Here is a 16382-nt window from a genome sequence, read left to right as displayed (position 1 = left end):
TTGACGTAAGCCTCCGGTGTTTTCGGCCGTCACACCACGCGGTACTGCTCGTCCCGGGCGTCGGTGACGAACATCCGGCCCGGCGCGTGCGTGATCGCGAAGGGCGGCCGCGATGCCATCACCGCTGCCTGAGGGGTGACCCCGCACGCCCAGAACACCGGAATGTCGTCGGGTTCGAGGGCCACGGCGTCGCCGAAGTCGGGGCGGTCCAAATGCGCGATGCCGAGCCCGCCGGGGTCGCCGCAGTGCACCGGGCTGCCGTGCACCGCGGGCATCAGCGAGCTCTCCCTGATGGCGTCCGCGAGGCGGCTGGGCGGCACGGGACGCATCGACACCACCATCGGGCCGTGCAGCCGCCCCGCGGGGCGGCAGGGGCGGTCGGTGACGTACATCGGGACGTTGCGGCCCTGCTCGATGTGGCGCAGCGGGACGCCGGCGTCGGCGAGCGCCCACTCGAAGGTGAAGCTGCAGCCGATGAGGAAGGTCACCAGGTCGTCGCGCCAGTGGCCCACCACGTCCGTGGGCTCGGCGGTCAGCTCGCCGTGCTCCCACACCCGGTACAGCGGCAGATCGGTGCGGAGATCGGCGCCGGGAGCCAGCGGGGTGGACCAGGAACCGGCGTCCGTGACGTCGAGGACCGGGCAGGGCTTCGGGTTGCGCTGGCAGAACAGGAGCATCTCGTACGCCCAGTCGGCGGGCACGGAGATGAGGTTGGCCTGGGTGAAGCCCGCGGCCCATCCCGCGGTGGGGCTCGTGTCGCCCGCGCGGAAGGCGGCGCGGGCCTTCTTGGCGCTGCGGATCGACGGCGTGGCGCGCGTCTCGTGGTTCACGGAAGCTCCCTTCCGCGCGTCTCCGGCAGCCCGAGCAGCGCCAGGACGGCGAGTCCGTAACCGATGGCTCCGAAGACCAGCGCTCCGCCGACGCCCCAGCTGTCGGCGAGGAAGCCGACCATGGTGGGGAAGACGGCGCCGATCGCGCGCCCCGTGTTGTACGTGAAGCCCTGCCCCGTGCCGCGGACGGCGGCCGGGTAGAGCTCGCTGAGGAACGAGCCGAAGCCGCTGAAAATCGCCGACATACAGAAGCCCAGCGGAAAACCGAGCACAAGAAGAAGGCCGTTGGCGCCGTCCGGGATGTTCGTGTACGCGAGGATGCTGGCCGCGGAGAGGAACGCGAAGAGCGTGATGTTCCGCTTCCTGCCGAGCTTGTCGGTGAGATAGCCACCGGTGAGGTAGCCGATGAAGGCGCCGGAGATCAGGAAGGTCAGATAGCCGCCGGTGCCGACGACGGTGAGGCCGCGATCGCTCTTGAGGTACGTGGGCACCCAGGTGGCCAGTGTGTAGTAGCCGCCCTGTACACCGGTGGACAGGAGCACCGCGAAGAACGTGGTGCGCAGCAGCCCCGGTTTGAAGATGGCCGTGAAGGAGCCTTTGTCGGCGCTCTTGCGCCGCTCCTCGGCGGCTTCGGGCGCGTCGTGCACATTGCGCCGTACGTAGATCACGAGCAGTGCGGGCAGCGCACCGGTCCAGAACATCACGCGCCAGGCGACGTCGTCGTCCAGGAACTGGAACACCACGGTGTAGACGATCACCGCGAGGCCCCAGCCCACGGCCCAGGAGCTCTGGATCGCGCCCAGGGTGCGGCCGCGGTTCTTGGCGGTGGCGTACTCGGCGACGAGGATCGCGCCGACCGCCCACTCGCCGCCGAACCCTAGCCCTTGGAGGGCACGGAAGACGAGCAGCGTCTCGTAGTTGGGCGCGAAGCCGCAGGCGACGGTGAAGACGGCGTACGTGACGACCGTGATCATCAGGGCCTTGACGCGGCCGATCCGGTCGGCGACCACCCCCGCGATGGCGCCGCCGACGGCGGAGACGACGAGGGTGACGGTGGTGAAGAGGCCGGTCTGGCCGCTGTCGAGGCCGAAGTACGCGGCGAGCGCCACCATGCTCAGCGGCAGCGTGAAGTAGTCGTAGGAGTCGAGGGCATAGCCCCCGAAGGCGCCGGCGAAGGCGCGGCGCCCGCGCGGCCCGAGGGCGCGCAGCCAGCCGAACGCGCCGCTGTCGTCGGGGAGTTCGCCCTGGTCGGGGTGTGGTCCGGCCGGAGCGGCCGTCTCGGGCGGTGGGGTCGTGCTCATGGGCACCTCACAGGTGAGGGACGGAGGGTGCTGGAGCGGGCGGGGTGCGGTCGTGCGGTGGGGGACGGGGAGGAGGCACCGAACGGGGGCGGGGAGGGGTAGTGCGGTGAGCCGTGCCCGACAACGTAGAGGATCGTTGAACGATCCCTCAATACCCCTGTTGTCTCGTTCTTGCATCTGCGATTGAATCCGGGCATGGCGGAGGGGACGGGTGACGTGAACGGACTGGTCGACGACCGCGCACTCCTGGGGCGCACGAGTACGGCGGAGCGGGTCTCCGACATCCTGCGGAGCCGCATCGCCGCAGGGTTCTTCCCGCCCGGCACGCGGCTCTCCGAGGACAGCATCGGCGGCGCGCTCGGCGTCTCCCGCAACACGCTGCGGGAGGCGTTCCGGCTGCTCACGCACGAGCGGCTCCTGGAGCACCAACTCAACCGCGGGGTCTTCGTACGGATGCTGACCGACGAGGATGTGGGGGACATCTACCGCACCCGTGCCCTCGTCGAATGCGCGGTCGTCCGCGGGCTCGGCGCACCGCCGTACGCCGTGGACGGGCTGGCCGACGCCGTCTCCGACGGGCGGCGGGCCGCACGGGAGGGCGACTGGAAAGGCGTGTCCACCGCCAACATCGACTTCCACCGGGAGCTCGTCGCCCTCGCCGGGAGCGAGCGCACGGACGAGCTGATGCGCAGCGTCTTCGCCGAACTGCGCCTCGCCTTCCACGTGGTGGACGACCCCCGGCGGCTCCACGAGCCCTACATCGCCCGCAACGGACAGATCCTGGAGGCGCTCCAGGAGGGCCGACGCGACGACGCGGAGGCGCTGCTCGTCGAGTACCTCGACGACTCGCGGCGGCGGGTGGTCGACGCGTACGGACAGCGGGCGGCGGGCGACCACGGCTGAGCGGACGCTGTCAGATCTGCGCCGTTTCGACCGTTGTCAGACCGAGGATCTAGTCTGTGCACCGTGACTTCGCCTGCCGTTACGGACACCGCTCCGCCCCAGCTCAGCGCGGGGCCGCGGCCCGCTCTGGGCCCGGCCGCCGACGAGGGCCTGGCGCGCCGCCTGCGCGCCCTCGCCTGCACGGCTCCGCTGCACGACCTCGACGTGCGCAAGGCCAACCTCGCGGGTGAGTACTCGGTGTACGCGATGGCGGAGGTGGCCCTGTCGGCCATCGACCTCGTCACCCTGAACATGGACTTCGACACCGGCGCCGACCACGAGCAGATCGTCGTCCGGCTCCTCCCGCGCGTCGCCGCCCAGGCGCCCGCGCGCCCGGCCGCCGAGCACGAGCGCGTGGCCCGCTGGGTCCTGGAGAACCTGATCAACGTCGGCAGCGTCGACCGCGGCTTCCGCGCCGTGTACGGCACGTTCGCCCCGGACGGGACGTATGTCCGCAGGGACTACGACTTCAAGCTCCTCGAAGAGGTCCCCGGCCACGGCGGCAGCGTCTACCTGCGGACGACCGACGAAGCGGTCAACGTCCTGGTGGGCGCCCTCGACACCGACGTCACCAGCGCGCAGATCGCCGCCGAGGTGAAGCTGGAGGTGCTGATCAGCCGCGGCAGGCTCGCCGACGCCCAGCTCGCCGCGGAGCAGGCCCGCTACCGCACCGTCCAGTACTCGGAAACGCTGCGCAAGGCCCTCGACGCGACCCGGCGCAACGTCCGCGCGGTGGACTGGCTCAAGGCCGTCCCCGACATGATCGCCGAAGCGCTCGACCACGTGGCGGACCGGTACCGCCACGAGAACGCCATCCTGACCAACATCCGCAAGGCCCGCGACGAATCCGAGGACCCCGAGCAGAAGCGCCGCGCCGCCGAGCTCGTCGACATCGTCAAGGACTGCATCCGCCGCCACACCCAGCTGCAGTCCCGCCTCCTGGAGGCCGGCCCGCTCTTCCGCGCCGAACAGGACCGGCAGGCCTTCGCCACCCCCACCGCACGCACGGGCCTCGACCTGTACGGCCAGCTGGTGGCCCCCCTCCTGCCGCTCCCCGCCGAGCAGGCGATCCGCGTGACGGACGCCTATTTCGCGCGCGGCACCGGACTGCGCACGCCCGTCTCCGTCCGCGTCGGCGACCTCGTCGACATACTCCTCACGCCGCCCGTGGAGCGCGAGCACCTCGGCGCGGAGATGCCCGAGCCCGACCTGATCGCCACCCCGGACGACAGCCGCTTCAGCGAGGAGCAGCTCGCGAGCGCCATGGAGCTGCTCGACCTGCCCGCCGACGCGCCGCGCAGGCTCTCCGGTCTCCTCGCCGACGCCCGGCGCCGCGACCCCGAACTGCCCTACCTGGTCGCCCTGCTGGCCGTGCACGCGGCCAGCCCGCCGGTCGGCACCGCCTACCGCCAGGGCGAGGAGAAGCTGCTCTTCGCCGTGGACGACGGCACCGAACTCGACGACGCGGAGTTCGGCGGCGCGGACCTCATCGTCGGCACGGCACTCCTGGACGCCGTCGGCATGGCCGCCGACCGGACGGAGGCGGCGTGACCACGACCGACCCTGATCCCCACCCCATCCCCGAGGAGTACACGCCGTGACCGACCACCCCGCAGAGCACGCCGCGTGGGGCGAGCCGGACCCCACGGCGGCGCCCGCGGCCCCCGCGCCCGTCACCCCGGCCGACGCCGCCGACGCCGCGCGGCTCGTCGCCTTCGGACTGCAGCCCAAGCTCCAGCCCGCCCGCGACCAGGAGTACGCGGACCTGCTCCGCCGCTACCGCGAGGACCCGCCCTTCGCCCGGCTCGCCGACGCCGTCGCCACCGGACTCGGGCTCGTCGTCCTGGAGGTGTCCCCGCGCGCGGGCATGGCCGTGACCGCGGCGGAGGACTCCGTCTTCGCCGTCCGCATGGGCGACTACGCCCGCCGCGCGGCCACCGACTCCACCGACCGCTTCCTGCACGGTCTCGCCCACCTCGCCATCGCCGCCATGGCGTTCCCGCGCCCCGAGGACCTCGCCGACGACGGCTACATCGGCCGGGTCACCGTCAACGGAGTGGACGCGTTCGTGCGCCAGGCCTGCCACCGCCTGGAGGAGCGCGCCGAGGAACACGGCGAGAACACCGACCCCGCGACCGACGCGCCCGGCCTCGAAGCCGCCTGGCGGATCTGGGCCCGGCGCAGCTCGACCGGTGCCACCAAGGACGCCCGCCGGCTCGCGGGTTCCACCACCGGCATCGTCGGCAAGGCGGCCGCCTTCCTCACCGACTCCGGGTTCCTGCAGCGCACGGGCGACGACTCCGGAGGGACGTACCGCACCACGGCCCGCTACCAGCTCCAGGTCCGCGACATGGCGGGCACCGCGGCCATGGCGGAGCTCCTCGAACTCGGCGTCGTCCCGGTCACGGACGGCTCGGCGACGCTGCTGCCGCCCGAAGAGACCGACGACCTGGAGCTGGCCGCCGACGCCGGGCTGCCGTTCCACTCCTGACACCGCCCCCCATCCTGCTTGCCGCCCCCACGACTTACGACGAGAGTCCGCCGCCATGTACGAGCTGTCCCGGATCCGCCTCTACTCCATCGGGCCGGCCGGTGCGCGCTACGCCGACACCGTGCTCGACCTGCGCGGCGTCGGCGCGGAAGTGCCCGACCCCGCGCCCACCCAGGCGGAGTTCTTCGAGGACGAGCCGGTCGGCCCGCCGCGCCGCCCCGCGCCCGCCGGCGTGCTCTTCCTGGAGAACGGCGGCGGCAAGTCCGTCCTGCTCAAACTGATCTTCTCGGTGATGCTGCCCGGCCACCGGAACACACTCGGCGGCGCCAGCTCCGGTGTGCTGCGCAAGTTCCTGCTCGCCGACGACTGCGGGCACGTCGCCCTGGAGTGGCAGCACACGCTGACCGGCGAGTGCGTGGTCGTCGGCAAGGTCAGCGAGTGGCGGGGCCGCCAGGTCTCCAACGACCCGCGGAAGTTCGCCGAGGCCTGGTACTCCTTCCGGCCGGGCCCCGGCCTGAGCCTGGACTCGCTGCCCGTCGCCGAGTCCACCGCCGTGCGCCCTTCGGCGGAGGGCGCGTCCGGTGCTCAGGGGCGGCGGCGCACCATGAAGGGTTTCCGTGACGCCATGACCGAGGCGGTCAAGGCGTACCCGCACCTCGAAGTGCACTGGGAAGAGATCCACGACCGCTGGAACGAACACCTCGGCGACCTCGGACTCGACCCCGAACTCTTCCGCTATCAGCGGGAGATGAACGCCGACGAGGGCGAGGCCGCGGGGCTCTTCGCCGTCAAGAAGGACTCCGACTTCACCGACCTGCTGCTGCGCGCCGTCACCGACACGCGCGACACGGACGGCCTCGCCGACCTCGTCCACGGTTTCGGCAACAAGCTCGGCCGCCGCGCCGAGCTGATCGCCGAACGCGACTTCACCGCGGGCTCCGTGGACCTGCTCAACCGCATCGTCGACGCCGCCGACACCCGGGCACGCGCGCGTGACGTGCACGCGGGCGCCGAGCGCCGCACGCGGACCCTGGCGCGCAGGCTCTCCGCGCGCGCCGTCGAGGAGCGGGGGCGCGTCGCCGACCTGGCCGAGCAGGTCACCGCCGCCGCCCACACCGTGACCGAGGCCGAACGGGCCCGCGGCAAGAGCGCCCTCATCTCCGCCGAGCTGGCCTACCGGCACGCCTCCCTGGCGCTCACCGTCGCCGAGAAGGCGGCCGCCGCCCAGCGCCGCGAACTCGCCGACGCCCGCACCCTGCACTCCGCCTGGCAGGCCGCGGAAGCCGTCCTGCGGCACCGTGCCGCCGCCGACCGCTCCGCGCGCGTGGCCGTCGCCATCCGCGAGGCCGAGCGCGACGCGGCACCCGCGCTCGCCGCCCGCGCCAAGGCCGCGTCCGACCTCGTCCGCGCTCTGCACACCGCGGCGGAAGGCGCGGAGAACCTCGCCAACGAAGAGGAGGAGCGTTCCGCCGCCCTCCAGGAGACCGGCGAGGCCGCCCACCGGGACGCCACGGTCGCCGCCACCGAGGCACAGCGCGCCCGCAGCGAGGCCGGCCACCTCAAGCAGCGCCTCGCCGAGGTCGAGCAGGAGACCGCCGAGGCCGTCCGCGCGGGCTGGCTCGATGACACCGCCCCCGACGCCGACCCGGCCCGTGCCGCCCTCGCCGCGAGCGACGCCGAGAAGACCACCGTCGCCGCGTGGGACGCCGCCCGCGAGGCCGCGGGACGCGCCGCCGACCACGCCAAGGAGACGGCCGCGGCCGAGGCCCGCGCCGAGCTCACCGCCGCCCGCGCCTCGGACGCCGCGACCGCCGCCGAGGCGGCCCACGACGCGGAGCGCCGCGCCGCCGAGTCCATCGCGGGCAACCAGCGGCTCGCCGAGCTCCTGAGCCTGCCGGGCGGCGCCGCCGGGGTGCCGCTGCCCCGCCAGGCCGGCGACCCCGCCGAAAGTGCCCTGTCCGAAGAGGCCCTCTCCGGAAGTGCCCTCTCCGTGGAGGAGCTGGACCGCTCCGCGGACGACCTGCGCACCCTGCTCGACGACGGCGTCGCCTCCGCCGAGCGGCAGCTCTTCGACCTGCGCACCGCGGCCGCCGACGACTCCCGGATCCTCGGCGCCCTCGGCGACGGCGGGCTGCTCCCGCCGGGCCCCGACGTCCTCGCCACCGTCGAGTTCCTCGGCGAGCACGGCATCCCCGCCCTGCCCGGCTGGCGCTACCTCGCGCAGGCCGTCGACCCCGCCGACCACGCGCGCGTGCTCGCCGCCCGCCCCGAGCTCGTCGACGGCGTCGTCATCACCGACCCCGACACGCACGCCCGCGCCCGCGACGCCCTCGCCGACGCCGCCCTGCTGCCCCGCTCCGCCGTCGCCGTCGGTACCGCGGCCGCCCTCCTCGCACCCACGCCGGGCGAGCAGTCCGCGGACAGCGGCGTCTTCCTCGTACCGCCGAACCCGGCCATGCACGACGAGCACGCCGCCGACGAGGAACGGCAGGCGCTGCGCGCACGGGCCGCCCGGCGCGACGAGGAGATCCGCGCGCTCGCCGTTCGCCTCGCCAAGGACCGCGAGCTCGCCGCCCGCCTCGCCTCCTGGCGCACCGGCTGCCCAAGCGGCCGCCTCGCCGAACTCGCCACCGCCGCGGAGGAGGCACGAGCCTTCGCCACGGAGGCCGAGGCCGAGCTCGCCGAGGCCCGCACCGCACGCGCCGAGGCCGACGAGGCCGCGAGCGAGGCGGCACGCGTGCGTGACGAACGCCAGGAGGCCGCCCAGCGCGCCCGGCGCGTCGCCGACGCCCTCGCCGGCCTCGCGTACCGGCTCCGCGAGCGGGCCGGCTGGCAGGCCAAGCTCCGCGAACTGGCCGACGACGCCGTGGAGTCCGAGGCCCGTGCCCAGACCTGCCTCGACCGGGCCCGCGCCGCCGACGAGGACCGCCGCGCCGCCCAGCGCGCCGCCGACGACGCCCGCCGCACCGCCCGTGCCCTGCGCGCCGAGCGCGCCGAGATCGCCGGCGCCCCCGAGGACGTACCGGAGGAGAGCGAGGCCCCCAAGTCCTCGCTGCCCGCCCTGCGCGAGGCCTACCGCGCGGCGTCCCAGCTCTACGAGAAGGTGGGCGTCGGCGCCGACCTGCGCGCCGAACAGGCCCGCGCCGAGAGCGACGAGAGCGCCGCCCTCGCCGAGCTCGACCGGCTCAGCAACAAGGTCCGCACCCGCGCCGCCCTGCTCCTCGAAGGCACCGACGGCTCCGACGGCCCCTCCCGGCAAGCCGCCGCCGCCCGCGCGGAGGCCCAGGTCCAGCTGATCGAGGCCCGCGCGTCCACCGCGAGCGAGCAGCTCGGCCGGCTGCGCGGCGAGGCCGAACGGCACGCACCCGAGGACGGCGACGCCCACACCGAGCTCCCCGACGAGCTCGTCCCCGCCGACGCCGAGCAGGCCCAGGCGCTCCTGCGCACCGCCACCGGCGAACTGGCGGCGCACACCGAGGCGCTGAGCCGCGCCAAGGAGGCGCACGCCGCTCTGCTGCACACCCACCGCGTCACCGAGGACGCGGCCGGCGGCTTCGACGAGACCGCGGCCCTGCTCCGCGACCTCCTGCGCGAACACCACGAAGACGACACCGAGGACGCTCCCGAGGCCTACCCGGGCACCCTGGAGGAGGCCCGGCAGGCCGCCGCGGAGGCCCGCCGCTCCCTGCGCGGCTGCGCCGCAGACCTGTCGACGGCCGAGTCCGCCGTCCGGGAGGCCAGCGACATCCTCGTACGCCACGCGAACGCCACGCGGTACGAACAGGTGCGCACCCCCGCCCGTCAGCAGATCCGCGAACTGCCCGCGTCGGCGCTGCCCGAGCACGCCAAGAAGTGGGCCGACGCCTTCGCGCCCAGGCTCCGCGTCCTCACCGACGAGCTGGCACAGCTGGAGCGCAACCGCGACAGCATCGTCGACCGGCTGCGCGGCCTCGTCGAGTCCGCGCTCGCCACCCTCCGGTCCGCACAGCGCCTCTCCCGGCTGCCCGAGGGCCTGGGGGAGTGGTCGGGGCAGGAGTTCCTGCGGGTCCGCTTCGAGGAGCCCGACCAGGCCACGCTCGTCGAGCGGCTCGGCGAGGTCATCGACGAGGCGACCCGCGCCGCGGTGAAGAAGAACTCGGACCTGCGGCGCGACGGCATGACCCTGCTGCTGCGCGGCGTCCAGGCGGCCCTCGAACCGCGCGGTGTCGCCGTCGAGATCCTCAAGCCGGACGCCGTGCTGCGCGCCGAGCGCGTCCCCGTCGGGCAGATGGGCGACGTCTTCTCCGGTGGCCAGCTGCTCACCGCGGCCATCGCCCTGTACTGCACGATGGCCGCGCTGCGCAGCAACGACCGGGGCCGCGACAAGCACCGGCACGCCGGCACGCTCTTCCTGGACAACCCCATCGGCCGCGCCAACGCGACGTACCTCCTGGAGCTCCAGCGGGCCGTCTCCGACGCGCTCGGCGTGCAGCTGCTCTACACGACCGGCCTGTTCGACACGACCGCGCTCGCCGAGTTCCCGTTGGTCATCCGGTTGCGCAACGACGCGGACCTGCGCGCGGGCCTGAAGTACATCAGCGTCGAGGAGCACCTGCGGCCGGGTCTGCCGCAGCAGGACCCCGACGCCGAGACGGTGCACGGGGAGATCACCGCGACGCGCATGTACAAGCGGCCCGCCGCCCAAGAGCAGCCTGTCCCGGTTCAGGCGTCCACTACGTAGCGAGCTGTTTCGTCAGCCAGTCATGGAAGAGCCCGATGTGGTGCTCGGTCGGCACCAGCACCCCGCCCGCGCGGTAGGCGCGTGACGCCATCGCGGGCTGGGTGCGCTCGCAGGCCGCGAAGTCCTGCGTGTTGACGCGGTGGAAGAGCTCCACGGAGTGCGTGAGGTCCGCGCCGGAGGCGACGACGTCGGGTGCGTACAGCCAGTCGCACTCGACCACCGTGCGGTCCTCGGCCAGCGGGAACATCCGGTGCAGGATCACGTGGTCGGGGACGAGGTTGATGAAGACGGTCGGCTTCACGGTGATCGCGTAGTAGCGGCGGTCCTGGTCCTGCGACACCTCGGGGAGCCGGTCGAAGCCCGCGCTGCCGTCGACCGTGAACCCGCCGACCTCGTCGCCGAACGCGGCGCCGTGCCCCACGTAGTACTGCGCGGCGAACCCGTCGGCGAACTCCGGCAGGACATCCGTCAGTTCGGGGTGGATCGTCGCGCAGTGATAGCACTCCATGAAGTTCTCGACGATCAGCTTCCAGTTGGCGCGCACGTCGTAGGAGATGCGCTTTCCCAGCGCGAGACGCTCGGTTCCGTAGCGGTCGATGGCCGCCGCTTCGCCGAGCCGTTCGACCGCCGCGCCCATGACGGTCTCTTCGAAGGAGGGCGGTTCGTCGGCCAGGCACACCCACGCGTAACCGAGCCACTCCCGCAGGGCCACCTTGATCAGGCCGTAGGCGGCGCGGTCCACGTCCGGCATCTTCACCAGGTTGGGCGCGGCGACGAGGCGGCCCTCCAGGTCGTACGTCCAGGCGTGGTACGGGCATTGGAGGGCGCGCCGCACCTGCCCCGACTCCTCGGTGCACAGGCGGGCGCCGCGGTGGCGGCAGACGTTCAGGAAGGCGCGCAGCTCGCCGGTGCGGGAGCGCGTGACCAGGACGCTCTCGCGCCCCACCTGCACGGTGCGGAAGGCGCCGGGACGGTCGAGGTCGGCGGCGCGCACGGCGCAGAACCAGAGCGTTTCGAAGACGCGGTCCTGCTCCTGCCGGAAGATCTCCGGGTCGGTGTAGTAGCGGCCGGGGAGGGTCGCGGTGAGGCTCGGCGGCAACGGGGTCGTCGTCACGGTTCTCGTACTCCTCAACGGGGCTTCTCGGCGGTTCTCAGGCAGGCGTGGCGGCGAGGCGGCTCGGGTCGAAGAGCTCGATGGGATGCCCGGTGGTGCCGTCGAGGGCCAGGTCGGCGAGGATCTCGCCGACCACGGGCACGAACTTGAAGCCGTGTCCGGAGAAACCGGCCGCGACGGTCACCGAGCCGGGGTGCTCCGGATGGCGGGCGATCACGAAGTGCTCGTCGGGAGTGTTGGAGTACATGCAGGTGGCGGCCTTGACGAAGCCGCCGGGGAGGTCCGGGATCAGCCGCCCCACCTGCTCGGCCATCGCGACGATCTCGTCGTCGCGGACCGACCGGTCGATGGTCTCCGGAGTGCAGGGCGTGCCCTTGCGGAAGAAGGCCGCTTTCGCCCCCAGGGCGGGCCCGTCGATGGCGGGGAAGCCGTAGACCTGGACGCCCTCCGTGTCCTCCCAGATGTAGATCGGATGGTTCTCGGGGAGGAAGGGGCCGACCCCGCCGGAGGGCTGGAACCAGTACATGACTTGCCGTTCGATGGTGAACGGCACACCCAGGTCGGTCAGCAGCGCGGGTGCCCACGCGCCCGGACAGATCACGAGCTGTCCGGCGGTGTAGGTGTCCTCCGCGGTGTGGACGCGCACCCCGTCCCGGCAGGGCTCCCACCGGGTCATGGGTTCCTCGAAATGCAGGTCGGCGCCGTCGCGGGTGGCCAGCTGGAGGTGTGCGGCGACCGTGTTCTCGGGGCGTACGAGGCCAGCCCGTGCCTCGTACAGGGCCACCTCCTCGTCCCGCGGGGTGAGCGTCGGGAAGCGGCGGCGGATCTCCTTGGCGTCGAGCATCTCGTGGGGCAGGCCCCATCGCTCGGCGGAGAGCCGTGAACCGGAGACCGTGCGGCTGTCGGGGTGCCCGAGCATCACGCCGCCGCACAGAGTGGCGATGTCGCGGCCCGTGTCGCGTTCGAGGCGGTCGTACAGCTCGTAGGCGCGCAGCAGCAGCGGTACGTACGCGGGGTCCTCGAAGTAGGACTGCCGGGTGATGCGCGAACCGCCGTGGCTGGAGCCGCGGGCGTGCACCGGGCCGAACTTCTCCAGGCCGAGGACGCGGGACCCGCGCGCGGAGAGGTGGTGCGCGGCGGCGCTGCCCATGCCGCCGAGGCCGATCACGATCACGTCGTAGGTGGGGGACACCGGTGCCTCCTGGCGGCTAGCGGCGGATGCGGGACATCTCCGGGTCGAACAGGGGCTCTTCGGCGACCGTCGCGGGAACCTTCTCGCCGAAGTACTCGATGTGGACGCCGGTGCCCGTCTCCAGGGGCGGCAGCCAGGCATAGGCGACGCAGCGGCCCAGGGTGTACCCGTACGAGGCGCTGGTGACGTACCCGGAGGGGACGCCGTCGACGTACACGGGTTCCTTGCCGAGGACGACCGCGGCGGGGTCGTCGAGCAGCAGGGCGGTGAGCTTCCGCGCGGACCGCCCGAGCTCCTGCTGCGTCGGTTGGGACAGCTTTTCGAGCGCCGAACGCCCCACGAAGTCGCCCTTGTTCATGCGGACCGCGAAGCCGACGCCCGCCTCGTAGGGGTTGTGTTCGGTGGTCATGTCGTGGCCCCACGCGCGGTAGCCCTTCTCCAGGCGCAGGCTGTTGAAGGCGGATCGGCCGGCCGCGATCACGCCGTGCGCCCGCCCCGCCTCCCACAGCGTGTCCCAGAGCCGGAGCCCCAGATCGGCGGTGGTGTACAGCTCCCAGCCCAGTTCACCGACGTACGACAGGCGCATCGCGGTCACCGGGACGTGGCCGATGTACGTCTCCCTGGCCTTGAAGTAGCCGAATGCCTCGTGTGAGAAGTCGTCGCGGGTGAGCGGCTGGACGAGCGCGCGGGCCAGCGGCCCCCACACACCGATGCAGCAGGTCCCCGAGGTGATGTCCCTGAGGTGGACGTCGTCGGGGGCGTGGCGGAGCAGCCAGTCGAGGTCGGCGGGGGAGTTGGCGCCGACCTGGAACCGGTCGAGGGCGAGCCGCGCGACGGTCAGGTCGGAACGGATGCCGCCCGCCTCGTCGAGGAGGAGGGTGTAGGTGACCGCACCGGGCTTCTTGGCGAGGTTGTTGGAGGTCATGCGCTGCAGGAAGGCGGGGGATCCCGGGCCGGTGACCTCCAGGCGGCGCAGCGGCGTCATGTCGTAGAGGGCGACGCGCTCGCGGGTGGCGCGCGCCTCGGCCGCGGCGACGGGTGACCAGTGACGGGCCGACCAGGCGTCGCGTACGTGCCCCTGAAAGCCTTCGGCCAGCGGGGCGTTGGCCTCGTACCAGTGCGGGCGCTCCCAGCCGCCTCCCTCCAGGAAGACCGCCCCCAGCTCCTGCTGGCGGACGTGGAAGGGGCTGACCCGTAGGGGCCGAGGCCGGTCCACCGGCTGGAGCGGGTGGATGACGTCGTACACCTCGACGAACTGCCGCGCGCCGCGCTCCGCCACGTACGCGGGGGAGCGCTGGGCGTCCTCGAAGCGCGTCAGCTCGCACTCGTGCAGGTCGAGCGAGGGCCGCCCGTCGACCATCCACTCGGCGACCGCCTTGGCGACGCCCGCCGAATGCGTCACCCACACGGCCTCGGCCAGCCAGAAGCCGCGCAACGCGCGGGACTCGCCGAGCACGGGCATGCCGTCGGGCGTGAACGAGAAGACGCCGTTGAAGCCCTCCGCGATCTCCGCCCCCTTCAGCGCGGGCAGGAGCTGCCGGCAGTCCTCCCAGCTGGGCGCGAAGTCCTCCTCGGTGAAGGGGTACGAGGACGGCATGTCCTCGGCGTCGTCATAGGCGGGGACGGTGAACGGGTCGACGGGCATCGGGCGGTGGGCGTACGAACCGATGCCGATGCGGTCGGTGTGTTCCCGGAAGTACAGGTCGCGGTCCTGGTGGCGGAGGATCGGCCGGGACGCCTCGGCGCGCGGGTCGTTGCGGCCCGCGAGCTCGGGCAGGGGCGCGGTCTTCACGTACTGGTGGGCGAGCGGCAGCAGGGGGATGTCGATTCCCGCCATCCGGCCGATGACCGGTCCCCAGAATCCGGCGGCCGAGACGACGTGGTCCGCGGGGAAGGTGCCGCGGTCGGTGACGACGGCGGTGACGCGGCCGCCGTCCTTTTCGATGCCCGTCACGGTGTGCCGTTCGAGGAAACGTGCTCCACGCGCGCGTGCCCGTTCCATCTGCGCGCGACAGGCGGGCACGGCACGGGCCAGGCCGTCCTCGGGCGTGTACAGCCCTCCGTGGACGAGGGTCTCGTCGATGAGTGGCCACAGCTCCTTGCAGCGCGCGGGGCCGACGAGCTCGGCACGCACGCCCCAGGACGCGGCGAGACCGGCCTTGCGGTGCAGGTCGGCCCAGCGCTCGGGCGTGGTGGCGAGCTCCAGACCGCCGACGGCGTTGAAGCAGGAGAGGCCGTCCGCCTCCAGGGAGCTGAACTTCTCGACGGTGTACGCGGCGAACGCGGTGAGGGTCTTCGAAGGGCTCGTCCGGAAGACGAGGCCGGGCGCGTGCGAGGTGGAACCGCCGGGTGCCGGCAGCGGCCCCTGGTCGAGGACGGTGACGTCGGTCCAGCCGCGGGCCGTCAGCTCGTCGGCGAGCGAACAGCCGACGATGCCGGCTCCGACGATCGCTACGCGGGCCCCCGAGGCCCGGCCGGGGCTCACAGGACCACCACCGACCGCAGCACTTCGCCCCGCTGCATCCTCGCGAACGCCTCCTCCACCTCGTCCAGCGTGATGGTCTCGGAGACGAAACCGCCGAGGTCGAGACGGCGCGTGAGGTACTGATCGACGAGGATCGGGAAGTCCCTGGTGGGCAGGCAGTCCCCGTACCAGGATGACTTGAGGGCGCCGCCGCGCGAGAAGAGATCGATCAGCGGCAGGTCGACCGACATCTCCGAATCGGGCACGCCGACCTGGACGAGCACGCCCGCGTGATCACGCATGTAGAAAGCCTGCTTGTACGTCGACGGGGTGCCGACGGCGTCGATGGCGACGTCGACCCCGTGCCCTCCGGTCAGCTCACGGACCGCCGCGACCGCGTCCGTGCCGCGCGAGTTGACGGTGTGCGTCGCGCCGAACCGGGTCGCCCCGTCCAGTTTGGCGTCGTCGATGTCGACGGCGATGACGCGGCGGGCCCCCGCCAGGGCCGCCCCGGCCACCGCGGCGTTCCCGACGCCGCCGCAGCCGATGACGGCGACCGTGTCGCCGCGGCCCACCCCGCCGGTGTTCACCGCGGCCCCGTACCCCGCCATCACGCCGCAGCCGATCAGGGCGACGGCCTCGGGGCGGGCCGCCGGGTCGACCTTCACGGCCTGCCCCGCGGCGACCAGCGTCTTCTCGGCGAAGGCGCCGATCCCGAGGGCGGGGCTCAGCGGCGTGCCGTCGAGCAGCGTCATGGGCTGGGTCGCGTTGCGCGAGTCGAAGCAGTACCAGGGGCGGCCGCGGAGACAGGAGCGGCAGGCCCCGCAGGGGGCACGCCAGGCGATGACGACGCAGTCGCCGGGGACGAGTCCGTCGATGTCGGCGCCCACCGCCTCGACGGTGCCGGCCGCTTCATGGCCGAGCAGGAACGGGAAGTCGTCGTTGATCGCGCCTTCCCGGTAGTGCAGATCCGTGTGGCAGACCCCGCAGGCCTGTACGGAGACGAGAACCTCTCCGGGGCCGGGATCTGGCACGACGATCGTCTGCACCTCGACGGGCGCGCCCTTCTTCGGGGCGACGACGGCACGGACCTCGTGGGGCACGGCCAGACTCCTCTGCTGTTGCGCACGGCGTGGCGGTGTTGTTGCGTCCTGCACGTTCGGTTGCGCTATGGGAGACATAGTGAGAACGCCATCAAGAGGCCGTCAAGAGGGTGGAGCCAAGCCGTTCGCCGCTATCGGGGGCGCACGGGGGCGCGTACGCACGCGTGAGGGCGGAGCCGTGAACTTCCGGCTCCGCCCTCATGAGTTCGTACGCTGCGACGCTGC

10 protein-coding genes are annotated in these 16382 nt (G+C 73.0%); 4 read left to right on the top strand and 6 right to left on the bottom strand.

The annotated features are described in order from the left end of the window. Positions 1-29 precede the first annotated feature (29 nt). Together DEJ49_RS04875 and DEJ49_RS04870 are read right to left on the bottom strand one after the other, a co-directional pair. Positions 30-830 (bottom strand): putative hydro-lyase, encoded by an 801-nt coding sequence (locus DEJ49_RS04875; RefSeq protein WP_223832727.1) that lies wholly within the window; start codon positions 828-830, stop codon positions 30-32. Next, positions 827-2131, bottom strand: coding sequence for an MFS transporter (locus tag DEJ49_RS04870; RefSeq protein WP_150182708.1), 1305 nt, complete (start codon positions 2129-2131; stop codon positions 827-829). Before DEJ49_RS04870 ends, DEJ49_RS04875 begins: the two co-directional genes overlap by 4 nt. Positions 2132-2326: 195 nt before the next feature. Between DEJ49_RS04870 and DEJ49_RS04865 the strand changes: the two genes are divergently transcribed. The 4 genes from DEJ49_RS04865 to DEJ49_RS04850 all read left to right on the top strand — a co-directional run bounded on the left by DEJ49_RS04865 (position 2327) and on the right by DEJ49_RS04850 (position 10284). Next, positions 2327-3034 (top strand): GntR family transcriptional regulator, encoded by a 708-nt coding sequence (locus tag DEJ49_RS04865; RefSeq protein ID WP_150182706.1) that lies wholly within the window; start codon positions 2327-2329, stop codon positions 3032-3034. Positions 3035-3097: 63 nt separating this feature from the next. Further along, positions 3098-4624, top strand: a complete 1527-nt coding sequence (locus DEJ49_RS04860) for a hypothetical protein (protein WP_150182704.1) — start codon at positions 3098-3100, stop codon at positions 4622-4624. A gap of 46 nt (positions 4625-4670) precedes the next feature. Beyond that, a complete protein-coding gene (locus DEJ49_RS04855) occupies positions 4671-5564 on the top strand; it encodes a hypothetical protein (protein WP_150182703.1) in 894 nt (297 codons plus the stop codon). A gap of 55 nt (positions 5565-5619) precedes the next feature. Next, a complete protein-coding gene (locus tag DEJ49_RS04850) occupies positions 5620-10284 on the top strand; it encodes a hypothetical protein (protein ID WP_150182701.1) in 4665 nt (1554 codons plus the stop codon). On the opposite strand, the gene DEJ49_RS04845 is transcribed toward DEJ49_RS04850, so the two are convergent. From DEJ49_RS04845 to DEJ49_RS04830, 4 genes are read right to left on the bottom strand one after another with little or no spacing between them, the layout of a single operon-like run. Beyond that, positions 10277-11398, bottom strand: a complete 1122-nt coding sequence (locus DEJ49_RS04845; protein WP_150182699.1) for an aromatic ring-hydroxylating oxygenase subunit alpha — start codon at positions 11396-11398, stop codon at positions 10277-10279. The two genes, DEJ49_RS04850 and DEJ49_RS04845, sit on opposite strands and share 8 nt — an antisense overlap. Before the next feature lie 37 nt (positions 11399-11435). After that, complete coding sequence (gene solA / locus DEJ49_RS04840) at positions 11436-12590, bottom strand: N-methyl-L-tryptophan oxidase (RefSeq protein ID WP_150182697.1); 1155 nt, start codon at positions 12588-12590, stop codon at positions 11436-11438. Between the two features lie 16 nt (positions 12591-12606). Next, positions 12607-15075 (bottom strand): FAD-dependent oxidoreductase, encoded by a 2469-nt coding sequence (locus tag DEJ49_RS04835; protein ID WP_150182696.1) that lies wholly within the window; start codon positions 15073-15075, stop codon positions 12607-12609. Beyond that, positions 15072-16157: an S-(hydroxymethyl)mycothiol dehydrogenase gene (locus tag DEJ49_RS04830; protein WP_150182694.1), complete on the bottom strand. Its 1086-nt coding sequence runs from the start codon at positions 16155-16157 to the stop codon at positions 15072-15074. The genes DEJ49_RS04835 and DEJ49_RS04830 overlap by 4 nt, the downstream gene beginning before the upstream one ends. Between the last annotated feature and the right edge of the window lie 225 nt (positions 16158-16382).

Origin of the sequence: Streptomyces venezuelae (genome assembly GCF_008642335.1) — a bacterium.
GTDB lineage: Bacteria > Actinomycetota > Actinomycetes > Streptomycetales > Streptomycetaceae > Streptomyces > Streptomyces venezuelae_F.
This window is presented reverse-complemented; position numbering and strand designations above follow the sequence as displayed.

Coding starts and splice junctions, on each gene's coding strand:
- DEJ49_RS04850 (WP_150182701.1), top strand. CDS start 5,620: ATGTACGAGCTGTCCCGGATCCGCCTCTACTCCATCGGGCCGGCCGGT.
- DEJ49_RS04870 (WP_150182708.1), bottom strand. CDS start 2,131: ATGAGCACGACCCCACCGCCCGAGACGGCCGCTCCGGCCGGACCACAC.
- DEJ49_RS04865 (WP_150182706.1), top strand. CDS start 2,327: ATGGCGGAGGGGACGGGTGACGTGAACGGACTGGTCGACGACCGCGCA.